Raw genomic sequence first — 26,105 nt, 5'->3', positions numbered from 1 at the left:
GGGCACTCATCCGGCGGCCCGGTCGGCCCTCCGGTCCAGCGAGGCCAGGTACCGGTTGTACGCCTCCAGCTCGGCGTCGCCGTCCCGGTCGGCGGCCCGGTCGCGGCGGCGGGCCTGCCGCTCCTCGGACTTGGCCCACTGCAGGGTCAGCGCGATCAGCACGATCGCGGTGGGGATCTCGCCGAACGCCCAGGTGATGCCGCCCGCCAGCTGCTGGTCGTCGTGCAGGTTCGTGCCCGGCGGCGCCGACGCGGAGCTGAAGGTGGAGACCAGCTGCCCGGAGGCCATCATCACCGCGACGCCGAAGAAGGCGTGGAACGGCATGCCCATGAACAGCTCGATGATCCGCATCACGAAACCGGGGCGGTGCGGGCCCGGGTCGACGCCCATGATCGGCCAGAAGAACAGCATGCCGACGGCGAGGAAGTGCAGCATCATCGCCAGGTGCCCGATTCGGTACTGCATCAGGAAGTCGAACAGCGGCGTGAAGTACAGCACGTACAGGCTGGCGATGAACGCCGGGATGGTGAACGCCGGGTGCGAGACGATCCGGACGTACGTGGAGTGCAGCAGGGCGACCAGCAGTTCGCGCGGGCCCCTGCCGCTGCCCTTGCGGGCCGGGCGCAGGGCGCGCAGCGCGAGGGTGATCGGGGCGCCCAGCAGCAGCAGGATCGGGGAGAGCATGGAGAGCACCATGTGCTGCATCATGTGCGCGCTGAACAGCACCATGCCGTAGTCGTTCAGGCCGGTGTTGGTGACCAACAGCACCGTGCCGACGCCCGCCGTCCAGGCGACCGACCGGCCGACCGGCCACTTGTCGCCGCGCCGCCACAGCCGGACCGCCCCCGCCAGGTACAGGCCGAGGGCGAGCGCGCAGAACACCAGGTAGGGCCAGTCCGGCGACCACTCCAGGGCGCGGGAGAAGGAGAAGGGGGGGAGCGGTCCGCCTCCGTGGTGGTGCATCCCCGTCATGCCGTCGCCCATCGGGCGGCCCCGCTTTCGTCCATGCCCACCGGTGCCGCGGGCGCGCCGCGGTGCCGGTGGTCCGGTGTGGTCCGGTGTTGGCCCGGTCCGGTTTGGTCCGGTTTCGTTCGGACCAAGCCTAGGCGGCGCTTACGCCGACCCGGCCGGTGCCCCCGGGACGGCAGCGTTCCCGTCGGCGCCGGCCGCTCCGGTGACCGGCCCCCGCGCCCCCACCCCCTCCGGCGGGAACGCTCAGCCGCCCTGCGGCACCAGGGTGTTCTCGTTGGTGCGGCCCTGCGCGAAGTCGTCCACGTTGCGGGCGGTGGCGTCGATGATCTGGCCGACCGCGGTGCGGGTGAAGTACGCCTGGTGCGAGGTGACCAGGACCTGCGGGAAGCTGATCAGCCGGGCCAGCGTGTCGTCGGCGATGCCCTGCGCGGAGCGGTCGGTGAAGAACACGTCGGCCTCCTCCTCGTACACGTCCAGCCCGACGCCGGCCAGCCGCCCGGCACGCAGCGTCTCGACCAGGGCGGTGGCGTCGACCAGGCCGCCGCGGGAGGAGTTGACCAGGATCGCGTCGTCCTTCATCAGGGCCAGCGCCTCGCGGTCGACCACGTGGTGGGTGGAGTCCAGCAGCGGGACGTGCAGCGAGACCAGGTCGCTGCGGGAGAGCAGCTCCTCCTTGCCCACGTACTGCATCCCGAGCGCCTCGCACTCCGGGTTCGGCGCGACGTCCCAGCCCAGCAGGGTCGTGCCGAAACCGGCCGCGATCCGGGCGAAGCACTCGCCGATCTTGCCGGTGCCCAGCACGCCGACGGTCATGCCGTGGATGTCGCGGCCCATCAGGCCGTCCAGCCGGAAGTCGAACTCGCGGGAGCGGTTCACCGAGCGGATCAGCCGCCGGTTCACGGCCAGCGCGAGCGTCCAGGCGTGCTCGGCCACCGAGAACGGGGAGTAGTACGAGACCCGGGCCACGGTCAGGCCGAGCTTCGCGGCGGCGTTCAGGTCGATGTTGTTGAAGCCGGTGGAGCGCTGGGCGACCAGTTGGGTGCCGCCCGCCGCGAGCAGCGAGAGCACCTCCGCGTCCAGCGCGTCGTTGACGCTGCTGGAGACGACCGGGAACCCGGCGGCCAGCGGGGCGGTGTCGGCGGTGAGGAAGACGTCCAGCATGCGCAACTGGTGCCGCTCCAGGGCGGCGTCGAGCAGTGGGCGCTCGTCGGACTGGACGCCGTACGCGAGGATCTCCATGCGGTGAGGCTATCGCCGGGGGCGCGCGCGGCGGGCCGCGACGCGCCCCCTGGGCGGGGCGGTGGCGGGCCGTCAGATGACGGTCTCGGCCTCCCGGTAGCGCTCCGCCGGGACGGTCTTCAGCTCGGCCACGGCCTCGCCCAGCGGCACCAGCTTGATCTCGGTGCCCTGCAGCGCCGTGATGTGGCCGAAGGCGCCCTTGTGGGCGGCCTCCACCGCGTGCCAGCCGAAGCGGGTGGCCAGGACGCGGTCGTACGCGGTCGGGGTGCCGCCGCGCTGGGTGTGGCCCAGGATCACCGGACGGGCCTCCTTGCCGAGGCGGTGCTCCAGCTCGCGGGAGAGCTGGGTGGCGATGCCGGTGAAGCGCTCGTGGCCGTACATGTCCTTGGTGCCTTCCTCCCACGGCATGGTGCCGGGTTCGGGCTTCGCGCCCTCGGCGCAGACCACGATCGCGAACTTCTTCTGCCGGTCGAAGCGCTCGCGCACGACCTCGGTCAGCTTGTCGATGTGGAACGGCCGCTCCGGCACGATGATGGCGTGCGCACCGGCCGCCATGCCCGCGTTCAGCGCGATCCAGCCGGTGTGCCGGCCCATCACCTCGACGACCATGACGCGCTGGTGCGACTCGGCGGTGGTCTTCAGCCGGTCCAGCGCCTCGGTGGCCACCGAGACGGCGGTGTCGAAGCCGAAGGTGACGTCGGTGCAGGCGATGTCGTTGTCGATGGTCTTCGGCACGCCGACCACCGGCAGGCCCGCGTCGCTCATCAGCTTCGCGGCCTTCAGGGTGCCCTCGCCGCCGATCGGGATGACCGCGTCGATGCCCAGGTCCGCACAGTGCTGCTTGGCGCGCTCCACGCCGTCGCGCAGGTGGCTCGGCTGCACCCGGGAGGAACCCAGGATCGTGCCGCCCTGGGCGAGGATCCCACCCACCGAGTCGAGCGTCAGCGGGCGGTGCACGCCCTCAAGGAGACCGCGCCAGCCGTCCTCGAAGCCGATGATCTCGTCGCCGTGGTCGACCACCCCCCGGTGGACCACGGAACGGATGACGGCGTTCAGGCCGGGGCAGTCACCGCCGCTGGTCAGGACACCAATACGCATTGCTTTGCCAACTCCCGAGCAGGATCGGACGGCCGGACTGGTGGGTGGGAATCGGACGCGCGGCCCGAAACTGACCTGCTGCACAGCATACGGTTCCTGCGTCCGGCCGAGCCGAAACCGACGCGGGGGCGGCTTCCTCGACGCACCACACGTAACTGCGACCCGACCGCCGAGGAGGGTGTTGCGCCCGGGCTCTCCTATTCTCCTATGAAGTTGTCCCGCGGTGGGACGGCTGACCACATGGCGGTCAGCCGTCCACCGCCGTGACCTCGGATGACGCGCGGGTGAACGCGCGCCGAGGCGCTGCGGGGCCCGCTGTGCGGGGTGCGGGGCCCGCTACGCGGGGCGGGCCGCGGCGATCCGCTCGGCGCGCAGCTCGTCGTACCAGGTGGTGTCGGCGGGCGGCAGCGCGTTCACGTCCAGCGCCAGCTTGATCAGCAGGTCGGCGACGGCGGGGTTGCGGGCCATCACCGGGCCGTGCAGGTAGGTGCCGAACACGGTGTCGCGCCAGGCGCCCTCGGTGCCGTCGCCGGTGCCGTTGCCCCGGCCGACCTGCACGGTGGCGAGCGGGCTGACGCCCTCGCCGAGGTGGGTGACGCCCTGGTGGTTCTCGAAACCGGTCAGCTGCGGCAGGTTCAGCTGCGGGTTCACGTCCGCCAGCACGTCGCCGACGCAGCGCGCGCCCTCGCCGCGGACCGTCCACACGTCCAGCAGGCCCAGGCCCGGCTCGCGCTCGCCCAGGTCGTTGATGAACTCGTGGCCCAGGATCTGGAAGCCCGCGCAGACCGAGAAGATGATCGCGCCGTTCTCGGCCGCCCGGACCAGCCCGCCGTCGTTGCGCAGCCGCTCCGCCGCCAGCCGCTGCGGACGGTCCTCACCGCCGCCGATCAGGTAGATGTCGCCGCTGGTCGGCACCGACTGGTCCGAGCGCACGTCGATCCGCTGCACCCCGAGGCCGCGCTGCCGCGCCCGCCGCTCCACCACCAGCGCGTTGCCGCGGTCGCCGTACGTCGACAGCAGGTCCGGGTACACCCAGACCACCCGCAGGCTGCTCTCGCTCATCCTCGAAGACCTCCCGAACTGCTGCTGGGGCGCGGGCTGCTGCGGAGCGTCCCCGCCGTACTGCTGGTGCTGCTGCTGCCGGTGCTGCTGCTGCGGGTCGCCGTACTGCGGCTGCTGCGGCTGCTGGTGCTGCGGCGGCTGCTGCTGCTCGTACGGGCTGCCGTACTGCTGCTGGCCGTACTGCTGGTGCTGCGGCTGCTGGTGCTGGTGCTCGTACTGGCCGTACTGCTGGTCGCCGTACTGCTGCTGTTGCTGAGGGGGCTGCTGCCCGTAGCCGCCCTGGCCCTGCTCGCCGAACTGCGGCTGCTGCTGCCCGTAGTACTGGTCGCTCATCAGGCCACCACGGCCTTGCGGAGCTGCTGGAAGGCGGTGTAGTTGGCGATGGCCTCGATCCGGCCGCCCGGGGCGGCGTCCACCGCCTGGGCGAGCGAGTCGACCACCTGGAACTGCAGGTTGGCGACCTCCAGGCGGACCGCGAGGTCGAGCCTGCGCTGACCCATCACGAAGATCGGGTGCCCGGCGAGGCGCTCGTAGTCGACGTCCCACAGCCAGGAGGTGTCGGTGCCGTCGGCGTCCAGCGCGTTCACCGACAGGACCACCGGCGCGGGCGGCCCGTCGATCAGCGAGAAGGTCTCCAGCCAGCCGGCCGGGTTCTTCGCCAGCAGCAGCCGGATGTCCCGGCCGCGGTACTGCACCACGTCGTAGCGGCCCGCGACCGCGGCCACCGACTGCATCCGCTGCAGCGCGACCTGCGGGGCCACCCCGAAGACCGCCGCGACGGCGGCCGAGCTGGTGGCGTTCGCCAGGTTGGCGCGGCCCGGCAGCTGGAGCTGGATCGGCCAGGCACCGCGGTGCGGGTCGATCACGTGGGTGCCCTGGAGCGCCCAGTGCGGGTTCGGGCGGCGGAAGCCGCACTCGCCGCAGAACCAGTCGTCACCGGGGCGCTGCATCACGCCGCCGCAGGACGGGCACGACCAGGCGTCCTCCTTCCACGCCTGCCCGGCGGCCACCCAGACCACCTTCTTGCAGGACGAGGCGGCCCAGGTCACCAGCGGGTCGTCCGCGTTCGCGATGATCACCGCGTCGGTGTCCTTGAGGCCCTCGCGCCACTTCTCGGCCATCATCCGGGTCTCCGCCGCGCGGTCCAGCTGGTCGCGGGAGAGGTTCAGCAGCGCTATGGCCTTCGGCCGGGTGTCCCGGGCGACCATCGGCAGGTACTTCTCGTCCACCTCGATCACGCCGAAGCGGGCGCTGGTGCTGTTGGCCAGCGCACCGGTGATGCCGGCCGGCATGTTCGCGCCCAGCGCGTTGGAGACCACCGGGCCCGCCGCCCGCAGCGCCTCGGCGATCAGCCGGGTGGTGGTGGTCTTGCCGTTGGTGGCGCTGACCAGGACCACGTCCAGGTGCTCGGTGAGGGTCGCCAGCAGGTCCGGGTCGAGCTTGAGCGCGACCTTGCCGCCGATCACCGAGCCACTGCCGCGGCCCGCCTTCTGGGACAGCGCGGCGGCCATCTTGCCGGCCGTCACGGCGATCTTCGCGCGGGCGGGCAGCGAGGCGTCGCGCGGGGCTTCCGAATCGGTGCCTGGCATGCTCAGGGGTTCCTCCTTGCTGCGGCACCGCCCGGGCCGTTCGACGACCCACGGGCGGCGGGGTCGGGGCCAGCCTACCGACTCCCGCCCGCACACTTGAGCAGGGGCGACAAGCTGCCGCGTGAGCCCTTGGGCCGAGGGGAGGAAGAGCGAAGCCAGGGGCTCGGGGAACGGCGAGCCGGGTCTGCCGGGGGTGCACTGCCGTTGCGCGCGTCTGCTTCCGGTTCCGTTCGAGACCCGCAGCAGCACGAACCCTCGATCGGCCCCGGGCCGTCAGCAGCACGGACCCGCCGTTCCCCGGGCCCCTAGCGGGCCGGCCAGGGGGCCGGGAGCTTCTCGGTGGCCTCGGCGAGGTGGGCGGTGATGACCAGGGTGCCGTCCTCGACCTGGTAGTCCAGCGGGGCGGAGAGCCGCCGCATGGTGGAGACCAACCCGGTGTTGGCGGCGGTGGTGACGGCGTAGACGGTGCGCACGCCCGCCTCCAGGGCGAGGGCGGCCATCCGGCGGACCAGGTCGACGCCCAGGCCGCGGCGCTGCCAGGCGTCCTCGACCAGCAGGGCGATCTCCGCGCCCTCGTCGTCCCACATCAGGTGGGCGAGGGCCACCAGGCGCCCGTCGGCGGTCTCGACGGCGAGGGTCTGGCCGTGGCGGTGGTCGAGCAGGTGGTCGAGGTAGCGGTCGGCGTCCTTGACCGGGCCGTGGTAGCGGCGGCGCAGCGACTCCGCGGAGCAGCGGGCGTGCATGGCCAGGGCGGCGGGCTTGTCCTCGGGGGTGGCGCGGCGGACGGTGAGCGCGGCGCCGTCCAGGTGGTCGATCCGGGCGGCGACGGCCGGGACGCGCGGGCCGAGGACGGTGTCGAGCTCGACCAGGGCGCGGGCGCGGGCGAACTCGGTGGGGGTGAAGGGCAGGTGGGGCCGGGAGAGTTCGAGCAGGTCGCCGCCCGGCAGGGGCAGTCGCATCAGGTGTCCTTCCAGGCCGGCCTGGGTGCCGTCACCGCGGCCGGGGTACTGCCGGATGGCGGTGCGGCCGAACAACTGGCGCAGCGCGACCGGCAGTTCGGCGGCGTCCAGGGCGGTGCGGGTGGCCAGGGCGAGGACCTGCCGGGGGACGTCCACGAGCTCGTGGGCGTCGGCCCGGTCGGTCCAGATGTCCCAGCCGCCGCCGGCCGCGACGGCCGCGGCGAGCTCGGTGCGGGAGAGCGCCGCGGGGGCGCGGACGATGAACTCGTCGACGGTGTGCTCGGGCAGCGGGTGCGCCTGCATGGAGACGATGTTGACCCGCAGCCCGGCCAGTGCCGTGCACACCCGGGCCAGGCTGCCGGGGGCGTCGGAGACGCTGGTGCGCAGCCGCCACAGGACGGTGGGCTCCTCGGCGGGGGCGGCGGGGGTCATCGCGTCGCCGCCCGGCGGTGCGGCCGGGCCGGGCGGCCCGTGCGGGTGCCGGTGGGCGAGCCAGCCGCGGAACAGCGCGGTGGCGAGCATGGCCGCCGCGGAGGCGACCAGCAGCACCGGCCCGTCGTGGCCGTGCACGACGACGTTGGCGACCAGGTCGGCGGCCGCGACGGCGGCGAAGACCGCCGCGAGCTCGACCGTCTCCTTGCGCCAGCGGTGCCCCCGGCTCCGCCGCCGTTCCTGCCGCTCGTCGGTGACTCTGCTGTGGGTGTACGCCATGTTGTCCATGCCTGCATGGTGGCGCTCCGCTGTTTCACGATCACGAATCCCCCGTGACCTGACGGTAAATGTCTCCGCGGGCCCCCGTCGGATCGGCGCTGATCCGCGCCCGCGATCAGTTGGACGTACGGCACCGGTCCAGGAGTTCCGCTCCCGCGGACTTCACCTCGTCCAGCAGCAGCCGCAGGTCCGCCTCGGTGGTGGTGGCGTTCAGCAGGCAGGCCCGGAGCATCTCGCTGCCCCGGTACACGGCGCCGGTGACGAAGACCCGCCCGCGCTGCTGGACGGCCACCGGGAGCAGGGAGTTGAGCTTCTGCAGCCCGGCCTCGTCGAGCCCGGCGGGGCGGTGGCGGAAGGCGACGATGGAGGTCTCGACCGGGGCGACCAGCTCCAACTCCGGGTCCTGCTCGATCCATTCGCCCAGCTGCCGGGCCTGCGCGGTGCAGTGCGCGATGTCCCGGACGACGCCGGAGCGGCCGCGGTGGGCGATGGACGCCCAGACCTTCAGGGAGCGGAACGGCCGGGTCTGCTCGGTGCCGTACTCGGAGAACCAGCCGAGGTCCCCGGCCGCGTCGTCGCGCAGGTAGGAGGGGACGAGGCTGAAGGTGCCGCGCAGCTCCTCGGCGTCGCGCACCAGGGCGCAGCCGCAGTCGACCGGCACGCCCAGCCACTTGTGCGGGTCGAGGGCGAGCGAGTCGGCCCGGTCCATGCCCGCGTAGCGGTGCGCGATCGCCGGGTCGAGGACGCCGAAGGCGCCGTACGCGCCGTCGACGTGGAACCACAGGCCCTCGCGCTCGGCCAGGTCGGCGATCGGCTCGAACGGGTCGACGGCGCCGGTGCCGACGGTGCCCGCGGAGGCGACCACCAGGAAGGGCAGCCGCCCGGCCGCCCGGTCCTCGGCGATCGCGGCCGCCAGGGCGTCCGGGACGAGGTGGCCGTCGGCGTCGGAGGCGAGGGTGCGCAGGTGCCTGGAGCCGAGGCCGAGCAGTTCGGCGGCCTTGCGCACGCAGCTGTGCGCCTCGCCGGTGACGTAGCCGACCAGCGGGGGCATCCCGGCGAGGCCGTCCTCGCGGACGTCCCAGCCGGCCTTGCGGGCGGCGCGGCCGCGGGCGGCGGCCAGGCAGACGATGGTGGCCATCGAGGTGCCGGAGGTGAGGACGCCGCCGCCGGGCGGGTGCGGGAAGCCGACCAGTTCGGCGATCCAGCGCACCACGGCGCGCTCCAGGTGGACGTCGGCGTGGTCGCCGCCGGCCGAGCTGGGGTTCATCGCGCTCGCGGCCAGGGCGGCGAGCACCCCGGCGGGCTGCGGGGCGGAGTTGACCCAGCCGAAGAAGCGCGGGCTCCCGTTGCCCATCGGGTGCGGCATGATCCGCTGCTCGACGGTCCTCAGCAGCTCGTCCAGCGCGGCGCCGTCCTCGGGCAGCGGGAGGTCGAGCAGCGCGGCCCGTTCCGCCGGGTCCATCGGCTGCCACACCGGGCGCCCGGGCACCGCGTCGAGGTAGTCGGCCACCAGGTCTGCGGCCGCCCGTGCGGCCCCGCGGAAGTCGTCGTTCACACGGGGCATCGTATGCCCAGGCGGACCCGGTGCGACCGGGCCCACCTGGGGAAAGGGTCAGTCCAGGGTGCCGGAGAGGCCGCCGGCCGAGCGGCAGTAGCCCTGGATCTGCTTGTCGGTGATCTGGGCGCACAGGCGCCCGGCGGCGCCCGCGCTGGTGTCGTTGACGGTGTAGTAGCTGACCAGGCCCTGGGTGCAGGCCTGGCGCTGCCAGGTGTCCTTGGCGGTGGCGCACTGCTGGGCGGCCCAGTCCGGGCGGTCCAGGTTGTACTTCATGGTGCGCGAGCCCGCGCCCCGCGAGCAGTCCTGGGCGCCGCCGCTGGCCTGCGCGTTCAGGCACCACTGGAGGGCCTGCGAGAACGCCTCGGGGTGGTTGGCGTAGTCGTGCGAGGAGAGGAAGAAGGTCGGCGCGTAGAAGAAGCAGGCCGACTGGTAGAGGGCGGGCTGCTCGGGGCAGGGGTAGAGCGGCTCGGCGGCGAGCTTGTCCAGCGGGAGGTTGGCCTTGGCCTTCTCGTCCTCCTCGTCGGGCGCGAACAGCTGCATGAAGACGCCCTCGGAGCAGGTGATCCGGCGACTCTGGCTGGGGAACTTGTCGCACAGCGCGCGGGCGGCCGGGATGTCCTGCTTGGTGACGAACATGATGCCGTGGCCGACGCCGTGGATGCACGGGCCGGTGTTGGCCGGGGCGCACAGGGTCAGGATGTCGCTCTGCGGGTCCTTGGAGTTGGCGAGCATCTCCTCGACCGCGCCGTGCAGGTAGCCCGCCGCGCAGGTCTCGTGCGGGAAGGAGATCACCTTCTGGAAGTCCTGGTGGTAGCGCTGCACCGCGGCGTGCCCGAGCTCGTGCGCGATCGGGTGGCAGAACCGCACGGTGTACGGCTTGTCCTTGGAGATCCTGTCCAGGTCGGCGAGCGCGACCCCGGGGTCGGTGGCCTCCATCTCGGCCATCAGCTTGTTGCGCAGGGTCGAGCGCGTCCACACCGCCGGGTCGCCGGTGGGGGAGGGGGAGGCCGCGGCGGTCGCGGGCACGGCGCCGGGACGCTGGCCGCCCGCCGTGGGTGCGGCCAGCGCGGTGGCGGACTTCGGCGTCCAGTCGGTCACCATGACCGATCCGAGGCCGAGGACGGCCAGCAGGACGGCGGTGACGACGGCGAACACGCGCGGTTGCATGACGGACGTTCCCCCTGTGATCGACACGTACAGTACGCGGCCCATCCTGCGGGGTGACCGCCGGAAACCCGGCCAGGAACACCGCCGAAGGGGTCAGGTGCCCGCCGCGATCACCCGAACACCGTCCGCCCACCGCCCTACAACGACGGCCCCACATCATAGGTGTCGCCCGCGACCGCCCGTTCGACCACCGTCCTTGAGTACGCCGCGGGCCCGGGAAAGGTCGCACCGGGACGCCACCGCTGGTGGCCCTGCCCGAAATCGGGCAGGATCTTTGGCAAATGAACCCTTCACGCCTAAGCTCCCCCCTCGTGCCTGCCTCACCGCACCCTCATGAGGACCTGCTCGCCCACCTCGCCAGGACCACCCCCCTGGCCCCCGGGGAGGCCGCGCGGGTCGTCGCGGAGGTGCTGGCGTACTTCGCGGAGACCACCGAGGAGTACGTCCGCCGCCGCCACGGTGAGCTGCAGGCCCGGGGGCTGACCAACGAGCAGATCTTCACCCGCCTCGGCGGGGAGCTGGCCGCCCGCCGGGTCGCCGCCCCGCAGCTGTCGGTGCGCCAACTGCGGCGGATGGTCTACGGCTGACGGCCCCCGGCCCACCCACGACTGACAGAGGAGCCCACGTCATGTGCGGAATCGTGGCCTACATCGGCCCCAAGGACGCCTCCCCCTTCCTGCTGGAGGGGCTGCAGCGGCTGGAGTACCGCGGGTACGACTCGGCGGGCGTCGCGGTGGTCGCCCCCGCCACCAGGTCCGCCCCCGCCAAGCTGCGGGTCTGCAAGGTCAAGGGCCGGGTCGCCGACCTCGCCGCCGCCCTGCCCGCCCGCTTCAAGGGCGGCACCGGCATCGGCCACACCCGCTGGGCCACCCACGGCGTCCCCTCCGACGCCAACGCCCACCCGCACACCGACAACGAGGGCCGGATCGCCGTCGTCCACAACGGCATCATCGAGAACGCCGACGAACTGCGCGCCAAGCTCACCGCCGACGGCGCGCTCTTCCGCTCCGAGACCGACACCGAGGTCCTCGCCCACCTGATCGCCGCCCACCGCGCCGACGGCCGCGAACTGGAGGACGCGGTGCGCGCCGCCCTCAAGCTGGTCGTCGGCACCTACGGCATCGCCGTGCTGGACGCCGAGCAGGCCGACCGGATCGTGGTCGCCCGCAACGGCAGCCCGATCGTGCTCGGCATCGGCGAGAAGGAGATGTTCGCCGCCTCCGACGTCTCCGCCCTGGTCCGCTACACCCGGCAGGTCGTCCACCTGGAGGACGGCGAGCTCGCCACCGTCCGCGCCGACGGCTTCCGCACCTTCACCGAGGACGCCCGCACCGTCACCCGGCAGCCCTCCACCGTCGACTGGGAGGCCGGCTCCTACGACACCGGCGGCTACGCGCACTACCTGCTCAAGGAGATCCACGAGCAGCCCGGCGCCGTCGAGCGCACCCTCTCCGGGCGGCTGAACGAGCGCTTCGCCACCGCCCACCTCGGCGGCCTCAACCTGGACGCCCGGGAGCTGCGCGAGATCCGCCGGGTCAAGATCCTCGGCTGCGGGTCCGCCTACTACGCGGGCGAGATGGGCGCCCAGCTGATCGAGGAGCTGGCCCGGATCCCCGCCCACTCCGAGCCCGCCTCCGAGTTCCGCTACCGCAACCCCGTCATCGAGGCCGACACCCTGTACGTCGCGGTCAGCCAGTCCGGCGAGACCTACGACACGCTCGCCGCCGTCCAGGAGGTCAAGCGCAAGGGCGGCCGCGTCCTCGGCGTGGTCAACACCGTCGGCTCGGCGATCGCCCGCGAGTGCGACGGCGGCATCTACCTGCACGCCGGACCGGAGATCTCGGTCGCCTCCACCAAGGCCTTCACCTCCACCGTCGTCGCCTTCGCGCTGCTCGCCCTGCACTTCGGCCGGATCCACGACCTCTCGCCCGCCGACGGCCGGCGCATCGTCGCCGCCCTCAAGGCGCTGCCCGACCAGATCCGGCAGGTGCTGGAGCAGCAGCAGGAGATCGAGGCGCTCGCCGCCGAGTACGCCCACAGCCAGGGCATGATGTACATCGGCCGGGTCCGGGGCTACCCCGTCGCCCGGGAGGGCGCGCAGAAGCTCAAGGAGATCTCCTACGTCCACGCCGAGGCGTACCCCGCCAGCGAGCTCAAGCACGGGCCGCTCGCGCTGATCTCCCCCGAGCTGCCGACCGTCGCGCTCGTCCCCGACGACGAACTGCTCGACAAGAACCTCACCGCCCTCGGCGAGATCAAGGCCCGCGAGGGGCGGGTGCTGGCCGTCGCGCACCGCCCGGTCGAGGCCAAGCTCGCCGACCACTGCCTGGTCGTGCCGAAGAGCGAACCCGAACTCGACCCGCTGCTGCTCAACATCCCGCTCCAACTCCTCGCCTACCACGCGGCGGTGGCCCTCGGCCGGGACGTCGACAAGCCGCGCAACCTGGCCAAGAGCGTCACCGTGGAGTAGCCGCTCAGCGCTGCCCGGCCGCCCACTGCGCGAGGGCGGCCCGGGCCGCCCCGGCGAGCTGCGCGGGGTGGGCGGCCGCGGCGGAGAAGCCGCCCAGCGGGAGGCGGGTGCACGGCTCCGCCGGGAAGTCGTCCAGGAACCACTCGTCCTCGTCGTGGGAGTGGAAGTACAGCCGCCACTCTTTGCCCCCGTGGCGGAGCCTGGCCCAGCCCTGGTGGTCGGGCTCGCCGGGGGCGCCGAAGACCTCGACCGCGTCCTCCTGCGGCACCAGCAGGTCCCCGAGCAGCCCGGCCGTCCCGCGCAGCGCCGCGGCGAGCGTGCCGGGCACCGGGCGCAGCAGCGGGACGGCCGACAGCTCGGCCAGCAGGCGGTCGGCGGCCTCCTCGGACGGGGCGGCCGCCAGCAGCTCCGGCAGCCCGGGCGGGACGGGCCCCGCCTCGCCGCGCTCCGCCATCGCCGCCAGGAGGTCGAGCAGCCGCCGCTTCGCCCGCTCGGCGTGGAGCTGGACGGCGGTCAGCGCCGCCGCGGCGGCGCCGACCTGCTCCGGGGTGTGCAGCGCCCAGGGCGAGGCCAGCGCCCCGGCGAGCTGCTCCGCGTAGTCCGCGGCGCAGAAGGCGTACCAGGAGGTGGCCTCCGGCCCGGTGACGCCCAGGTCGTCGAGCTCCGCGGGCGTGCAGCCGCCGCAGTCCCTGCCCCAGCCCTCCAACAGCTCCAGCCAGGCCGCCCTCGTCGTCGTCTCGCCCATGCGCCGTCCCTCCGGGAGTCGCCCCGCCCGGACCGGACCCGGTGGAGCAGTCGTTGCCGCCACCTTGGTACGGCGGGGGGCGGTCGGTCCCGGTTTTCCCCGAACGGGTGACAGCGGCGGGCGGTGTGCGCTTTCCGTCACACGCCGGACACGCAGCGGAAACTGATTCGGCATCAGGTGCGTTTATCAACATGAACATGCACGCCGTCGGCCGGGGGGAGGAGCACAGGTGCGTCGAATCGGCACGGGCGCCGCGCTCCGGCCCGTCCTGTCCGTCCTGTCCGTCCTGACCGGCCTCCTGCTGGTCCTGGCGGGCTCCGCCGTCGCGGAGGGGTTCGAGCCCGGCCCGCCGACCGCCGTGGTCTGCGCCGCCCAGTCGCCCGCCGAGCGCTCCGAGACCGAGCAGGACCTGCCCGTCGGCGTCCCCTCGCGGCACCTCTCGCACGCGGCCGCCCGGACGGGCCCCGGCACCTGGAACGGGGTGCAGCTCGTCGCGTCGTGCCAGGACTGCGCCGGGTCCGCCCCGGCCCCGTACGCGTCGGGGAGCAGCCGCGGCGCGCCCCCGACCCATCCGTCCAGACGGACCGGCGGTGCCACCGCCTCCGTGTTCCAGGTCTTCCGCTGCTGAGCCGCTCCGGCCCCCTCGGCACGCACCGCCCCGCCACCCGGCCGGGCGCCACCCTGGTTCACGCACGCCCTGCGCGCACCGCGCGGCAGGGCCACGGAGGCATGCCCCGATGGATCCCTTGCAAGAGCGCGCCCGCACCTTCCGCGACCGTGCGGCCCGCGGCGGCCTGGAGTTCGCCGCCCTCGCGGCCGGACAGTCCCCGCAGGCGCTGTTCGTCACCTGCTCCGACTCGCGGGTCGTCCCGTCCCTGATCACCGGCGCCGACCCCGGCGACCTGTTCGAGCTGCGCACGGCCGGCAACATCGTGCCGCCCTACAGCGTCGAGCAGCCGTCCGGCGAGGTCGCCACCGTCGAGTACGCGGTCGACGTGCTCGGCGTGCGCGACGTCGTCGTCTGCGGCCACTCGCACTGCGGCGCCGTCGGCGCCGTCGTGCGCGGCGACGACCTGAGCGCCGTGCCCGCCGTGCGCGGCTGGCTGGCCGGCACCGACCCCGCCTCGCTGGCCACGGAAGCGGCCGAGGTCTTCGACCCCGCCGTCGCCGGCCCGGTGCAGCGGCACGTCCTGGCCCAGCTCGACCGGCTGCGCCACTACCCCGGCATCGCCCGGCGCACCGCGGCGGGCGACCTGCGGCTGCACGCCTGGTTCTACGAGGTCCACACCGGCCTCGTCCTCGCGCACCGGCCCGAGGCCGACGCCTTCCTGCCGCTCTGACCGCTCCGTTAGCTCCGTTGGCTCCGTTAGCTCCCGCCCCGGCTTCCCGGCACGCCGGCTTCGGCACGCCCCTTCCGGCGCGCCGGGGAGCCCGGGGCGGCCCCGTCCGCTCGGCCCTCTCGCCGGCCGTTCTCCGACCGAACCCATGAGGACCCCCCATGTTGCGCATCCTTCGAAAGACCGCGTTAGACCCGTCGACGCTCCGGGCGGACTTCGCCGCCTCGCTCGTCGTCTTCCTGGTGGCCGTGCCGCTGTGCGTCGGCGTGGCCGTGGCCTCCGGCGTGCCCGCCGAGCTCGGGCTCGTCACCGGCATCGTCGGCGGCCTGCTGACGGGGCTGATGCCCGGCAGCAGCCTCCAGGTGTCCGGCCCGGCGGCCGGGCTGACCGTGCTCGTGTACGAGGCCGTCACCGAGTTCGGCGTGGCCGCGCTCGGCGTCCTGGTGCTCGCCTCCGGCCTGCTCCAACTGCTGATGGGCGTGCTGGGGCTGGGGCGCCTGTTCCGGGCGATCTCCGTCTCGGTCGTCCAGGGCATGCTCGCGGGCATCGGCCTGGTCCTGATAGCCGGTCAGCTGTACGCCCTGGCCGGTGCCAAGGCGCCCGGCAACGGCCCCGCCAACATCGCGGGCCTGCCCGGCCTGGCCGCGGACGCCTTCTCCTCGTCGACCGCCCTGGCCTCGTTCGCGGTCGGGGGCGGCACCGTCGCCGTCCTGGCGCTGTGGAAGCACCTGCCCGCCAAGGTCCGCGTGCTGCCCGCGCCGCTCGCGGCGGTCGCCCTGGCGGTGCTCGCCACCGCCGTCTTCGCACTGCCCGTGGCGAAGGTCGAGGTGAACGGCCTGCTGGACGTGGTGCACGCGCCGGGCGCGTCCTCGTTCGAGGTGCTGACCGGCCTCGGCGGAATCACCACGGTGCTGGCGTTCACCCTGATCGCCTCCGCCGAGAGCCTGTTCAGCGCGGCGGCGGTCGACCGGCTGCACAGCGGACCGCGCACCGACTACGACCGCGAACTGATCGCCCAGGGCGCCGGGAACACCGTGTGCGGGCTGCTCGGCGCCCTGCCGATGACCGCGGTGATCGTGCGCAGCGCCGCGAACGTCCAGGCCGGGGCCCGGACGAAGGCGTCCCGGGTGCTGCACGGCGGGTGGCTGCTGCTGTTCGCCGCGCTGCTGCCGGCCGCGCTCGGCGTGATCCCGCTGCCCGCCCTGGCCGGGGTGCTCGTGCACGCCGGGTTCAAGCTGCTGCCGCTGGGCTCGCTCGTCCCGCTGTGGCGCACGCACCGCGGCGAGGTCCTGGTGCTGACGGCGACCGCGGTGGCGATCGTGGCCACCAACATGTTCGAGGGCGTCCTGCTCGGGCTGCTGCTGGCGGTGCTCAAGACGGCCTGGGAGACCTCGTCGGTGCACCTGGAGGTGGACGACCGCGCCACCGGCACGATCCGGGTGGCCGTCTCGGGCAACGCCACCTTCCTGCGGCTGCCCCGCATCCTGGACACCCTGGAGTCGCTGCCGCGCGACCGCCCGATCGAGCTCGACCTCGACGCGCTGCGCCACCTCGACCACGCCTGCCGCACGGCCCTGCAGGACTGGGCCGGGCGCCACCACGCGCACGGCGTCGACCCGGTGCGGGTGCCGGCCCTGCTCTGAGCGGGGCGCCCGTCCCGCCCGCCGCCGCCGTTGCCGTCGCACCGCGCCCGGAGCGCCCGGAGCTTCCCGGCGGCGGCGGGCGCGGTGCGGCGGGCGCGCGGCGCGCGGGCGGGTCAGGGGCTGACCGCGAGGACCAGGTACGCGCCGAGGATCGCCAGGTGGACGCCGCCCTGCAGCGGGGTGGCGCGCTTGGGGATGACGGTGAGGGTGCCGACCGCGACGGTCAGCGCCAGCAGGATCATGTGGTTGGCGCCCAGGCCGAGTTCGAGCGGGCCGGAGAGCCAGCTGGAGGCGATCGCCACCGCCGGGATGGTCAGGCCGATCGAGGCCAGCGCCGAGCCCAGCGCCAGGTTCAGGCTGATCTGGACGCGGTTGCGGACCGCGGCCCGGACCGCGGCGATCGACTCGGGCAGCAGCACCAGCAGGGCGATCACCACGCCGACCACCGCGTTGGGCAGGTCCGCGGCCGCCACCCCGCGCTCGATGGTGGGGGAGACGCCCTTCGCCAGGCCGACCACCGAGACCAGGGCGACCGAGAGCAGGGCGACGCTGACCAGCGTCTCCCCCATGGTCGGCGGCTCGGAGTGCTCGTCCATCGGGTCGACGACCTCACCCGCCGGGGTGACGGGCAGGAAGTAGTCGCGGTGGCGGACCGTCAGGGTCGAGACGAACAGCCCGTAGATGACGAGCGAGGCGGCCGCGGCGAACACCAGCTGGGTGGTGGAGAACTGCGGGCCCGGCTCGGAGGTGGTGAAGGTCGGCAGCACCAGGCTCAGCGTCGCCAGGGTCGCGATCGCGCCGAACGCCGCGCCGGTGCCCTCCGCGTTGAACACCGCCACCCGGTACTTCAGCGCGCCGACCAGGATGGACAGGCCCAGGATCCCGTTGCAGGTGATCATCACGGCCGCGAACACGGTGTCCCGGGCCAGCCCGGCGCTCTTGTCGCCGCCGTCGGCCATCAGCGTGACGATCAGCGCCACCTCGATGATGGTGACGGCCACCGCCAGCACCAGCGAGCCGTACGGTTCGCCGACCCGGTGCGCGATCAGCTCCGCGTGGTGCACCGCCGCGACCACCGACACCGCCAGGAAGCACGCCACCAGCGCCACCACCGGCCACGGCAGGTCACGGTGCCAGGTCGCCAGGAGCAGCAGGAACGCCAGCACCGGGGCGACGGTCGTCCACTGCAGGTAGTGCGGTCGCGGGGAGGAAGCCATGGGGCCGAGCTTCGCAGATGGCACCTGCCCCACCCGGAAGTGACACTCGTGGCGGTGGCCCCGGCGCACGGCGAGCAGCGGAGGAGCAGCGGAGATGGTCGGACGGCGGACGGTGCTGGCGGCGGCGCTCGGACTCGCGGCGGCGGCCTGCGCCGCACCCGGGCCGGAGGGGCGGCCGGGGCCTGACACACCGTCGACTGCCCAGAGCCCGAGCCCGAGCCCGAGCCCGAGCCCGGTCCGGCCGCCCGTGCCGCCGACCCGGGAGCAGGTGCTGGCCCGCTGCGCCGGGCAGGTGCCGCAGCAGTGGGGCACCGACCTGCCGGGCGTGGCCGCGACCGTCCCCGGCGGGGCGCTGGCGCTGACCTTCGACGCCTGCGGCGGCCCCGGCGGGAACGGCTACGACGCGGCGCTGATCGGCACGCTGCGCCGCCTGCGGGTGCCCGCCACGCTGTTCCTGAACGCCCGGTGGGTGGACGCCAACCCGGGCCCGGCCGCTGAACTGGCCGCCGACCCGCTGTTCGAACTCGGCAACCACGGCACCGCGCACCGCCCGCTCTCGGTGACCGGCCGTTCGGCGTACGGCATCACCGGGACGGGGGATCCGGCCGCCGCGTACGAGGAGGTGGCGGGCAACCGGGCGAAGCTGGCCGCCCTGCTGGGGCGGGCGCCGGGGTGGTTCCGCGCGGGGACGGCGCACTACGACGAGGTCGCGGTGGCGCTGGTGGGGCAACTGGGGGAACAGGTCGCCGGGTTCGCGGTGAACGGGGACGGCGGGGCGACGTTCACGCCCGCCCAGGTCGCGCGGACGGTGGCGGCCGCGCCGCCCGGGTCGATCGTGATCAGCCACTTCAACCACCCGGAGGCGGGCACGGCCGAGGGCTACGCGCAGGCGCTGCCGGGGCTGCTGGACGCCGGGCAGCGCTTCGTCCGGCTCTCCGGCTGAGCGCGCGTCAGGCGAGGTCGGTCAGGTCGCGGGCGCCGCGCAGCCGGGAGGAGAGCAGCAGGACGGGGGAGAGCACCGTCAGCGCGCAGGCCAGGGCGAGCGCGGTGCGGGCGCCCCAGAGCGAGACGGCGGTGCCCGCGGCCAGCGCGCCGACCGGGATGGCGCCCCAGGAGACGAACCGGACGGTGGCCATCACCCGGGGCAGCAGGGCGGCGGGGGTGGTGGTCTGCCGGTGGGTGCGGGTCAGGATGCTGAGCACCACCACGGAGGCGCCGAACCCGGCGTTGCCGAGCGCGAACAGCAGCAGCCCGGGCCCGCCGCCGGCCAGCGGCATCAGCGGCGCGGCCAGGACGCCGAACAGCGAGCCGAGGACCAGGGTGCGGGCGGTGCCGAAGCGGGCGGCCAGCCGGGGGGTGAACGCGGCGCCGACCAGGCTGCCGACGCCCTCGGCGGCCATCAGCAGGCCGACCAGGCCCGCCGGGGCGTGCAGGGTGCGGACCAGGAACACCGGGACGACCGCCATCAGGGCGCCGCAGACGAAGTTGATGCAGGTCGCCTCGGCCAGGCACGGCCCGACCACCGGGTGCCGGGTCGCGTAGCGCCAGCCCTCGCGGATCTGCGCGCCGAAGGACGGCCGGTCGGCGGCGGGCGCGGGGCGCTCGGCCGAGGCCCGGGGCAGGGTGCGCAGCAGGGCGGCCGAGCACAGGAAGCTGACCGCGTCGACCACCAGCGCGGCCGCCGCGCCCAGCAGTTGGACCAGCAGGCCGCCGAGCGAGGGTCCGGCGAGCTGGTTCACCGAGTGGGTGGCGGAGGTCAGGCTGTTGCGGGCGGTGAGCTGCTCCGGCGGCACCACGCTGGGCAGGAAGGTCGCGTTGCCGACGTCGAAGACCACGCTCGCGAAGCTGAGCAGCAGCGCCGCCGCGACCAGGTGCGGCAGGCCGAGCACGCCGAACGCGGCGGCCAGCGGGACGGAGGCGATCGCGGCGGCGCGCAGCAGGTCCATGGCGATCTGGGTGCCGCGCAGCGGCAGGCGCTGGACCAGCACGCCCGCGGGCAGGCCGATCACCAGCCAGGCCACGTACCCGGCGGCGGTGACCAGGCCGACCTGGAAGCCGCTCGCGTGCAGCACGGAGACGGCGGTCAGCGGCAGGGCGATCGCGGTGACGGCGTCGCCGAGGCCGCTGACGGTGGTGGCCGTCCAGTAGCGCCAGAACGCGGCGGCGGGCGTGCCGGAGGGCGCCCGCAGCGGGCGGTCGGTGCGGGCGGGGCTGGTGGTGCTCATGTGGCGTTCCCCCTGGTGGCAGGCAGTGAGTTCCCTTGGGGAACTCACTATAGGTGGTGGGGGCGCGACAGTGGCAAGGTGGTGCCATGCGCTACACCGACGTCGGCGACACCGACTGCTCCATCGCCCAGGCGCTGTCCGTGGTCGGCGACTGGTGGACCCTGCTGCTGGTGCGCGACCTCGCGGGCGGCACCCACCAGTTCGACGCCCTGCACGAATCGCTCGGCATCAGCCGCAAGGTGCTCACCGCCCGGCTGCGCGCCCTGGTCGAGGACGGCGTGGTCGAGAAACGCCTCTACCACGCCCACCCGCCGCGCTACGCCTACCACCTGACCGACAAGGGCTGGGCGCTGCTGCCCGTGCTGGTCGCCCTCCAGGACTGGGGCGGCCGCCACCTGCTCGGCGACGGCACCCTCACCGCCACCGCCGCCCCCGACTCCGCCGAGACCCGCCGGGTGCACGCCCTGGTCGGCACCCGCGTCCCCGAACTCGCCCTCCCCACCGCCTCCGAGGCCCCCCGCCCGCCACTGGCCGACCCCGTGGCCCGCACGCCCTGGACGGTGCTGTACTGCTTCCCCGGCGCGTACGCCCCCGGCACCCAGGGCTACCCGCCCGGCTGGGACGACATCCCCGGCACCGTCGGCTGCACCCTCGAGTCCTGCACCTACCGCGACCGGCTGGACGCCTTCACCGCCCGCGGCGCCACCGTGCACGGCGTCTCCACCCAGCGCCCCGACCAGCAGGCCGCCTTCGCCGCCCACCAGTCCATCCCGTTCCCGCTGCTCTCGGACGCCGCCCTGCGGCTGACCGGCGCCCTGCGGCTGCCCACCTTCCGGGCCGGCGGCGCCGACCGGCTCAAACGGCTCACCCTGCTCGTCGACGCCGCCCGCACCGTCCGCGCGGTGCTCTACCCGGTGCCGGACCCGGGCGGCTCGGTGGGCGAAGTCCTGGCACTGCTGGACGAGTTGACGTCCGCCCAGCGGTAGAGCAGCACCGAGGCCAGGGCGGCCAGCGCGCACCAGGTGGAGACGAACGCGAGGCGCCACAGCAGGCCGCACAGCAGCGCCCCCAGCCCCGTGACCCAGCCCAGCAGCCGCAGGTGGCGGTCGCCCGAGCCCAGCAGCGCGCCCAGCACCGCCACCAGGTACCCGGCCAGCAGCACCCCCGGCACCGGGACGCCGACCGCGTAGCCCAGGGTGTGCCCGTGCACGTGCGCCACCACCGGCCGCCCGGCCACCGCCACCGCCAGCGGAACGGCCACGGCCGCGCCCAGCAGGGTGAACCACCCGGCGCTCCGGCGGCGGGTCGCGCACCACACCGCCGCCGGGACGTACAGCGGCAGCAGCGGCAGCGCGACCACCGCCCACGCCGTCCGGGCCCACGCCCACCCCGACCACACGCCCGCCTCCACCAACTGGTGCACGCCCAGCAGCAGCGGCAGCGCGGCCAGCGGCAGCCGCCGCGACACCCCGGCGCGCAGCACCGCCCCGACGCCGACCGCCGCCACGGCGGCCCCGGCGACCAGGTCGGCCTCCGCGCTCCAGCACATCCGGCCAGCGTACGAGCGGACGTCCCGCCGGCACGACCGGAACCCGGCCGACCGGCCCTGCGGCGCGGGCGGGCGGCGCTGCAAGAGGCGGCGGGCACCGTCACCGGGGGCGTCCTCCGCGGCGGCTCATCCGGTGGGGCGTCGTGCCCGGCCCGGTGCTGTCCTCCGCCCCGGGAAGGCTGTGGACGGGGCCCGGCGGTGCGCAGCAGTGGCAGTGGCAAGCAGTAGCAGGGCCGGGCGCCGGAGGTGTCAGGGGCCCTCGGCCGGAGCGTCGGGGCCCCGGCCCCGGTCGGCCTGCAGGTGCAGGCCGGAGAGGGTCAGGTCGAGGGCGGCGAGGAACTGCTGCTTGTCGTCGTGGCCGTCGAACGCGTCGACGACGTCGTGCAGGAAGGGGTACTCCCCGGGGTCGAGCGCGCGCCAGTTGGTGGCGTAGCGGCCGAGGTACTCCTCGCGCTCGACCAGGCCGTCGACCACCGCCTGCGGCGGCTCCTGGCCCAGGTCGGCGGCGGCGCTGACCACCACGCCGAGCACCGCCGTCACGGCGTGGAAGCGCTGCAGCGGGGTGAGGTCGAGCCGCAGCAGCTGCCGCCCCAGCTCCTCGTAGAGCCGCAGCGAGTTGCCCTCCGCGTCGATGCCGCGCATGAAGCGCGAGCCCAGCCAGGGGCGGTCCACCACCGCGTCGAACAGCGTGACGGCCATCCTGCGCAGTTCGTCGACCGGGTCGCCGGTGCCGGGGTGGCGCTCGATCTCGGCCAGCACCCCGGCGAGCACGTGGTCGACGGCGCGGTCCAGCAGGTCGTCCCGGCCCGAGACGTACCAGTAGACGCTGCCGACGCCGGTGCCGAGCCGGCTCGCCAGGCCGCGGATGGTCAGGGCCGGTTCGCCCGCCTCGTCCAGCAGCTCCACCGCGGCGCCGAGGACGGCCTCGATGGAGTGCGAGGCGCGCCGACGCTCCCGGGACGGGCGGTCGGCGGGGCGCTGGCGCGGAGGTGTCATGCCTCGTATCCAACCACATTTGCCAGATTATCGAACGTGGTTCTAGTATCGAACTCGGTTCGATAATCCGTGTTCCCCGTCCCGAGAGGAGGCCGCCATGACCGGCACCAGCACCACCCCCAGCACCTCCGCCGCCGCCCCCGCGGCACCGCGCACCTACCCGTCCCTGCGCGCCGCGTGGATCCCGCTGGCCGCGCTCTGCCTGGCCTTCTTCGTCGAGATGGTCGACAACACGCTGCTGTCCATCGCGCTGCCCACCATCGGCCGCGACCTCGGCGGCGGCACCACCGCGCTGCAGTGGGTCACCGGCGCGTACTCGCTCACCTTCGGCGGCCTGCTGCTGACCGCCGGATCGATGGCCGACCGGCTCGGCCGCCGCCGCGTCCTGCTGGTCGGCCTCGCCGTGTTCGGCCTGCTCAGCCTGGGCGTCGCCCTCGTCACCGGCACCGGGCAGCTGATCGCCCTGCGGGCCGGCCTCGGCGTCGCCGCCGCGGCCATGGCCCCCATCACCAACTCGCTGGTCTTCCGGCTCTTCGACGACGCGGCGCTGCGGATGCGCGCGATGACCGTGATGATCGTCGTCGGCATGTCCGGCTTCGTCCTCGGCCCGCTGCTCGGCGGCACCGCGCTGGCCCACGTCAAGTGGCAGTGGCTGCTGCTGGTCAACGCCCCGATCGCGCTGATCGCCGCCGTCGGCGTGCGCCTCGGCGTCCCGGCCGACCGGCCCGAGGACCTCACCCGCGACCGGCTCGACCTGCCCGGCGCCCTGCTGAGCGTCGCCGCCATCGGCCTCGCCTGCTACGCGCTCACCAGCGGCGTCGACCACGGCTGGGGCTCCGCCGTCACGATCGGATCGGTCCTCGGCGCCCTCGCCGCGGGCACCGCCTTCGTCCGGCACGAGCGCCGCACCGCCGCCCCCATGCTCGACCTGAAGCTCTTCACCAGCGGCACCGTCCGCGGCGCCGCCCTCGCCCAGATCGGCACCGCCATCGCGATGGCCGCCGTCATGTTCGGCCTGATCCTGCACTTCCAGTACGCCTACGGCTGGAGCCCGGTCAAGGCCGGCCTGGCCAACCTGCCGATCATCTTCACCATGCTCGCCGCCACCCCGCCGTCCGAGTGGCTCGCCAAGCGCTTCGGCCACCGCGTCGCCTGCCTGGTCGGCGCCGCCTGCCTCTCCGGCGCGCTGGCCGGCCTCGCCTGGGGCGTCTCCCACGGCTACGCCGTCATCGCCGCCTGCATGGTCGTGATGACCGTCGGCCTGCGGACCGTCATGACCATCTGCGCCGTCGCCCTGGTCGAGGCCGTGCCGGAGAACCGCACCTCCATCGGCACCGCCCTCAACGACACCGCGCAGGAGGTCGGCAGCAGCATCGGCACCGCCGTCGTCGGCACCCTGATCGCCGCCCTGGTCACCACCCAGCTGCCCGCCGGCACCTGGAGCAGCGGCCTCGTCGGCTCCTTCTTCCACGGCGAGCGGATCACCTACGCCGTGCTGGCGGTGATCGTCGGCCTGGTCACCGCGGGCGGGGCGCTCACCCTCACCGACTCCCACAGCACCGAGGAGCACCCGGCCTAGCCGTTCCCGCCGGGGGAGCCCCGGCCCGGCGGGAGCGGCGGTCGCCGCGGTTGCCGAGCCGGGCCCCCGCGGTGACCGTGGGGAGAGCCCTGAAGCCCCAGCCAGAGGGAGCACCCCCATGAGCGAGGCCCTGACCGGCCCGACCCCCGACCTCCGCCGGATCGGCATCGCCCCGGACCACTGGTACCCGGTGGCGACCTCCCGCCAGGTGCGGCGGGGCCGCACCTTCGCCGCCGTCTTCGCCGGCCGGCGGATCGCCCTGTACCGGGGCGGCAGCGGCACCGTCCACGCGCTGGAGGACCGCTGCGCGCACCGCCAGGTGCCGCTGAGCATGGGCGTGGTCGAGGGCGAGGTCCTGCGCTGCTGCTACCACGCCTGGGCGTACCGGGGCGACGGCCGCATCTCGCAGATCCCCTACCTGCCCAAGGGCTGCGAACGGCCGCCGCGCGGCGTCCGCTCCTACCCCGTCCGCGAGGAGTACGGCCTGGTGTTCGTCTTCCCCGGCGACCCGGCGCTGGCCGGGGCGGCCCCGTTCCCGCACCTGCCCGAGCACCACGCCGCCACCCACCGGACGATGACCTTCTCCCGCACCGTGCGCTGCCACTACTCGTTCATGCACGAGAACCTGCTCGACATGAACCACCAGTTCCTGCACCGCAGCGTCCTGGGCATGATCCGGCCCGAGCTGCTCGGCTACGACAGCGGCCCGCGGCACGTCGAGGCCCGGTACCGGTTCGTCCCCGCCGGGGGCCGGAAGGACCGCGGCGCGGGCCTGCTCTCCGCGGAGGGCATCGGCGGCCGGAACTCGGCCGACGTCATCACCATCCGCACCGAGTACCCCTACCAGACCCTGCGCGACGTCCCCGAGAGCACCGGCCTCCCGGCGTTCTCGCTCTGGGCCGCGTACGTCCCGGAGGACGCCGAGCAGCGGGTCAACCACGCCTACGGCCTGCTGATGATCGCGAAACCGGCCCTCCCCGGGGCGCTGCACCTCGCCTGGCCGCTCATCCGCCGCTTCACCGAACGCGTCTTCGCCCAGGACCGGACGGCCGTCGAGGCCGAGCAGCGGGCCTGGGACGAGCAGGGCGGGGACCGCAACAACGAGGTGTTCCCGCTCATCCTCGACGTCCGCGAGGTGCTGCGCCGCAACGGCGTCCCGCTGGAGCCGGCGGCGGTCCGCCGGGAGCGGGAAGAAAAGGCGGAACCGCTGAGTTGATCACCCGTCAGGGCGCCCTCTTGTAGGGTGCGTTCGAATTCATCGATCTGACGTGGGGACGGAGCAAGCAGATGCGGATCGGAATCATCGGCACCGGAACGGTCGGGCAGACCCTGGGCACCAAGCTGGTCGCCCTGGGCCACGAGGTCACCCTCGGCTCGCGCAGCAAGGGCAACGCCGCGGCGGAGGGCTGGGCCGAGCGCTCCGGCCCGCTCGCCCACCCGGGGACGTTCGCGGAGGCCGCCGCCTTCGGCGACCTCGTCATCAACGCCACCAGCGGCACCGTCGCCCTCGCCGCGGTCGAACTCGCCGGGGCGGAGAACCTGGCCGGCAAGACCCTGCTGGACGTGTCCAACCCGCTGGTGTTCTCCCCGACCGGCGAGGTCACCCTCGACCCGGTCAACGACGACAGCGTCGGCGAGCGCCTCCAGCGCGCCCTGCCCGGCACCAAGGTCGTCAAGGCGCTCAACACCGTCAACTGCGAGGTCATGGTCGACCCCGGCCGCGTCCCCGGCGAGCACCAGCTGTTCGTGGCCGGGGACGACGCCGACGGCAAGGCGCAGGTCGTCGCCCTGCTCACCGAGTTCGGCTGGCCCGCCGCCGACATCCTCGACCTCGGCGGCATCGACGCCGCCCGCGGCCTGGAGATGCTCATGCCGTTCTGGCTGCGGCTGATGCGCCACTACGGTCACGCCGACTTCAACTACTCCATCCGCACCGCGCGCTGACCCCGCCCGCCCGGCCACCGGGGCGGGGCCGAACGAGAGGCACCA

General features: G+C 74.2%; 23 protein-coding genes. 10 read left to right on the top strand and 13 right to left on the bottom strand.

Annotated features, from left to right (window positions below; genetic code table 11):
- Nucleotides 1-6: 6 nt before the first annotated feature.
- The 8 genes from OO57_RS08810 to OO57_RS08770 all read right to left on the bottom strand — a co-directional run bounded on the left by OO57_RS08810 (nucleotide 7) and on the right by OO57_RS08770 (nucleotide 10,355).
- On the bottom strand, nucleotides 7-963 hold the full coding sequence (locus OO57_RS08810) for a cytochrome c oxidase assembly protein (protein ID WP_033251814.1): 957 nt from the start codon (nucleotides 961-963) through the stop codon (nucleotides 7-9).
- Between the two features lie 252 nt (nucleotides 964-1,215).
- Nucleotides 1,216-2,211: a 2-hydroxyacid dehydrogenase gene (locus OO57_RS08805; RefSeq protein WP_033251764.1), complete on the bottom strand. Its 996-nt coding sequence runs from the start codon at nucleotides 2,209-2,211 to the stop codon at nucleotides 1,216-1,218.
- 72 nt (nucleotides 2,212-2,283) lie between these two features.
- The gene (locus OO57_RS08800; RefSeq protein WP_033251763.1) at nucleotides 2,284-3,309 is read right to left on the bottom strand and encodes a 6-phosphofructokinase; all 1,026 of its coding nucleotides are present in this window, start codon (nucleotides 3,307-3,309) and stop codon (nucleotides 2,284-2,286) included.
- A 336-nt stretch (nucleotides 3,310-3,645) separates the two neighbouring features.
- Nucleotides 3,646-4,371: a type 1 glutamine amidotransferase gene (locus OO57_RS08795; RefSeq protein ID WP_033251762.1), complete on the bottom strand. Its 726-nt coding sequence runs from the start codon at nucleotides 4,369-4,371 to the stop codon at nucleotides 3,646-3,648.
- A gap of 332 nt (nucleotides 4,372-4,703) precedes the next feature.
- On the bottom strand, nucleotides 4,704-5,960 hold the full coding sequence (locus OO57_RS08785; protein ID WP_051776955.1) for a MurT ligase domain-containing protein: 1,257 nt from the start codon (nucleotides 5,958-5,960) through the stop codon (nucleotides 4,704-4,706).
- Between the two features lie 305 nt (nucleotides 5,961-6,265).
- Nucleotides 6,266-7,639 carry a GNAT family N-acetyltransferase gene (locus OO57_RS08780; protein WP_033251760.1) on the bottom strand — a complete coding sequence of 458 codons (1,374 nt, stop codon included), beginning with the start codon at nucleotides 7,637-7,639 and terminating at the stop codon, nucleotides 6,266-6,268.
- A 106-nt stretch (nucleotides 7,640-7,745) separates the two neighbouring features.
- Nucleotides 7,746-9,194 (bottom strand): pyridoxal phosphate-dependent decarboxylase family protein, encoded by a 1,449-nt coding sequence (locus OO57_RS08775; protein ID WP_051776953.1) that lies wholly within the window; start codon nucleotides 9,192-9,194, stop codon nucleotides 7,746-7,748.
- A gap of 48 nt (nucleotides 9,195-9,242) precedes the next feature.
- On the bottom strand, nucleotides 9,243-10,355 hold the full coding sequence (locus OO57_RS08770; protein ID WP_033251758.1) for a hypothetical protein: 1,113 nt from the start codon (nucleotides 10,353-10,355) through the stop codon (nucleotides 9,243-9,245).
- A 281-nt stretch (nucleotides 10,356-10,636) separates the two neighbouring features.
- On the opposite strand from OO57_RS08770, the gene OO57_RS08765 reads away from it, so the two are divergent.
- Both OO57_RS08765 and glmS read left to right on the top strand, forming a co-directional pair.
- Nucleotides 10,637-10,942: a hypothetical protein gene (locus tag OO57_RS08765; RefSeq protein WP_051776951.1), complete on the top strand. Its 306-nt coding sequence runs from the start codon at nucleotides 10,637-10,639 to the stop codon at nucleotides 10,940-10,942.
- Nucleotides 10,943-10,983: 41 nt separating this feature from the next.
- A complete protein-coding gene (gene glmS, locus OO57_RS08760; protein WP_033251756.1) occupies nucleotides 10,984-12,825 on the top strand; it encodes a glutamine--fructose-6-phosphate transaminase (isomerizing) in 1,842 nt (613 codons plus the stop codon).
- Between the two features lie 4 nt (nucleotides 12,826-12,829).
- On the opposite strand, the gene OO57_RS08755 is transcribed toward glmS, so the two are convergent.
- Nucleotides 12,830-13,570 carry a hypothetical protein gene (locus OO57_RS08755; RefSeq protein ID WP_033251755.1) on the bottom strand — a complete coding sequence of 247 codons (741 nt, stop codon included), beginning with the start codon at nucleotides 13,568-13,570 and terminating at the stop codon, nucleotides 12,830-12,832.
- 229 nt (nucleotides 13,571-13,799) lie between these two features.
- Between OO57_RS08755 and OO57_RS08750 the strand changes: the two genes are divergently transcribed.
- The 3 genes from OO57_RS08750 (at nucleotide 13,800) to OO57_RS08740 (ending at nucleotide 16,550) form a co-directional block, all read left to right on the top strand.
- A complete protein-coding gene (locus OO57_RS08750; RefSeq protein WP_033251754.1) occupies nucleotides 13,800-14,198 on the top strand; it encodes a hypothetical protein in 399 nt (132 codons plus the stop codon).
- Between the two features lie 109 nt (nucleotides 14,199-14,307).
- Complete coding sequence (locus OO57_RS08745; RefSeq protein ID WP_033251753.1) at nucleotides 14,308-14,910, top strand: carbonic anhydrase; 603 nt, start codon at nucleotides 14,308-14,310, stop codon at nucleotides 14,908-14,910.
- A 158-nt stretch (nucleotides 14,911-15,068) separates the two neighbouring features.
- Nucleotides 15,069-16,550 (top strand): SulP family inorganic anion transporter, encoded by a 1,482-nt coding sequence (locus OO57_RS08740; protein WP_033251752.1) that lies wholly within the window; start codon nucleotides 15,069-15,071, stop codon nucleotides 16,548-16,550.
- Between the two features lie 113 nt (nucleotides 16,551-16,663).
- On the opposite strand, the gene OO57_RS08735 is transcribed toward OO57_RS08740, so the two are convergent.
- Nucleotides 16,664-17,767 (bottom strand): calcium:proton antiporter, encoded by a 1,104-nt coding sequence (locus OO57_RS08735; protein WP_033251751.1) that lies wholly within the window; start codon nucleotides 17,765-17,767, stop codon nucleotides 16,664-16,666.
- Nucleotides 17,768-18,014: 247 nt separating this feature from the next.
- On the opposite strand from OO57_RS08735, the gene OO57_RS08730 reads away from it, so the two are divergent.
- Nucleotides 18,015-18,710 carry a polysaccharide deacetylase family protein gene (locus OO57_RS08730; protein ID WP_234337267.1) on the top strand — a complete coding sequence of 232 codons (696 nt, stop codon included), beginning with the start codon at nucleotides 18,015-18,017 and terminating at the stop codon, nucleotides 18,708-18,710.
- 7 nt (nucleotides 18,711-18,717) lie between these two features.
- On the opposite strand, the gene OO57_RS08725 is transcribed toward OO57_RS08730, so the two are convergent.
- Nucleotides 18,718-19,992 carry an MFS transporter gene (locus OO57_RS08725; protein WP_033251749.1) on the bottom strand — a complete coding sequence of 425 codons (1,275 nt, stop codon included), beginning with the start codon at nucleotides 19,990-19,992 and terminating at the stop codon, nucleotides 18,718-18,720.
- A gap of 86 nt (nucleotides 19,993-20,078) precedes the next feature.
- Between OO57_RS08725 and OO57_RS08720 the strand changes: the two genes are divergently transcribed.
- Nucleotides 20,079-20,978 (top strand): winged helix-turn-helix transcriptional regulator, encoded by a 900-nt coding sequence (locus tag OO57_RS08720; protein ID WP_033251748.1) that lies wholly within the window; start codon nucleotides 20,079-20,081, stop codon nucleotides 20,976-20,978.
- Here the strand turns inward: OO57_RS08720 and OO57_RS08715 are convergent.
- Together OO57_RS08715 and OO57_RS08710 are read right to left on the bottom strand one after the other, a co-directional pair.
- The gene (locus OO57_RS08715; protein WP_033251747.1) at nucleotides 20,900-21,541 is read right to left on the bottom strand and encodes a DUF6629 family protein; all 642 of its coding nucleotides are present in this window, start codon (nucleotides 21,539-21,541) and stop codon (nucleotides 20,900-20,902) included. The two genes, OO57_RS08720 and OO57_RS08715, sit on opposite strands and share 79 nt — an antisense overlap.
- A 249-nt stretch (nucleotides 21,542-21,790) precedes the next feature.
- On the bottom strand, nucleotides 21,791-22,471 hold the full coding sequence (locus OO57_RS08710; protein WP_051776977.1) for a TetR/AcrR family transcriptional regulator: 681 nt from the start codon (nucleotides 22,469-22,471) through the stop codon (nucleotides 21,791-21,793).
- A gap of 163 nt (nucleotides 22,472-22,634) precedes the next feature.
- Between OO57_RS08710 and OO57_RS08705 the strand changes: the two genes are divergently transcribed.
- From OO57_RS08705 to OO57_RS08695, 3 genes are all read left to right on the top strand, one after another.
- Nucleotides 22,635-24,116 (top strand): MFS transporter, encoded by a 1,482-nt coding sequence (locus tag OO57_RS08705; RefSeq protein WP_051776948.1) that lies wholly within the window; start codon nucleotides 22,635-22,637, stop codon nucleotides 24,114-24,116.
- Between the two features lie 118 nt (nucleotides 24,117-24,234).
- Nucleotides 24,235-25,332, top strand: coding sequence for an aromatic ring-hydroxylating oxygenase subunit alpha (locus tag OO57_RS08700; RefSeq protein ID WP_051776946.1), 1,098 nt, complete (start codon nucleotides 24,235-24,237; stop codon nucleotides 25,330-25,332).
- Nucleotides 25,333-25,403: 71 nt separating this feature from the next.
- Nucleotides 25,404-26,060 carry an NADPH-dependent F420 reductase gene (locus tag OO57_RS08695; RefSeq protein ID WP_033251746.1) on the top strand — a complete coding sequence of 219 codons (657 nt, stop codon included), beginning with the start codon at nucleotides 25,404-25,406 and terminating at the stop codon, nucleotides 26,058-26,060.
- Nucleotides 26,061-26,105: the final 45 nt, after the last annotated feature.

The sequence above is a fragment of the Kitasatospora phosalacinea genome, from assembly GCF_000717185.1.
Classification (GTDB): domain Bacteria; phylum Actinomycetota; class Actinomycetes; order Streptomycetales; family Streptomycetaceae; genus Kitasatospora; species Kitasatospora phosalacinea_A.
Note: the sequence above shows the minus strand (reverse complement) of the source record. Positions and strands in the feature narration are given on the sequence as shown.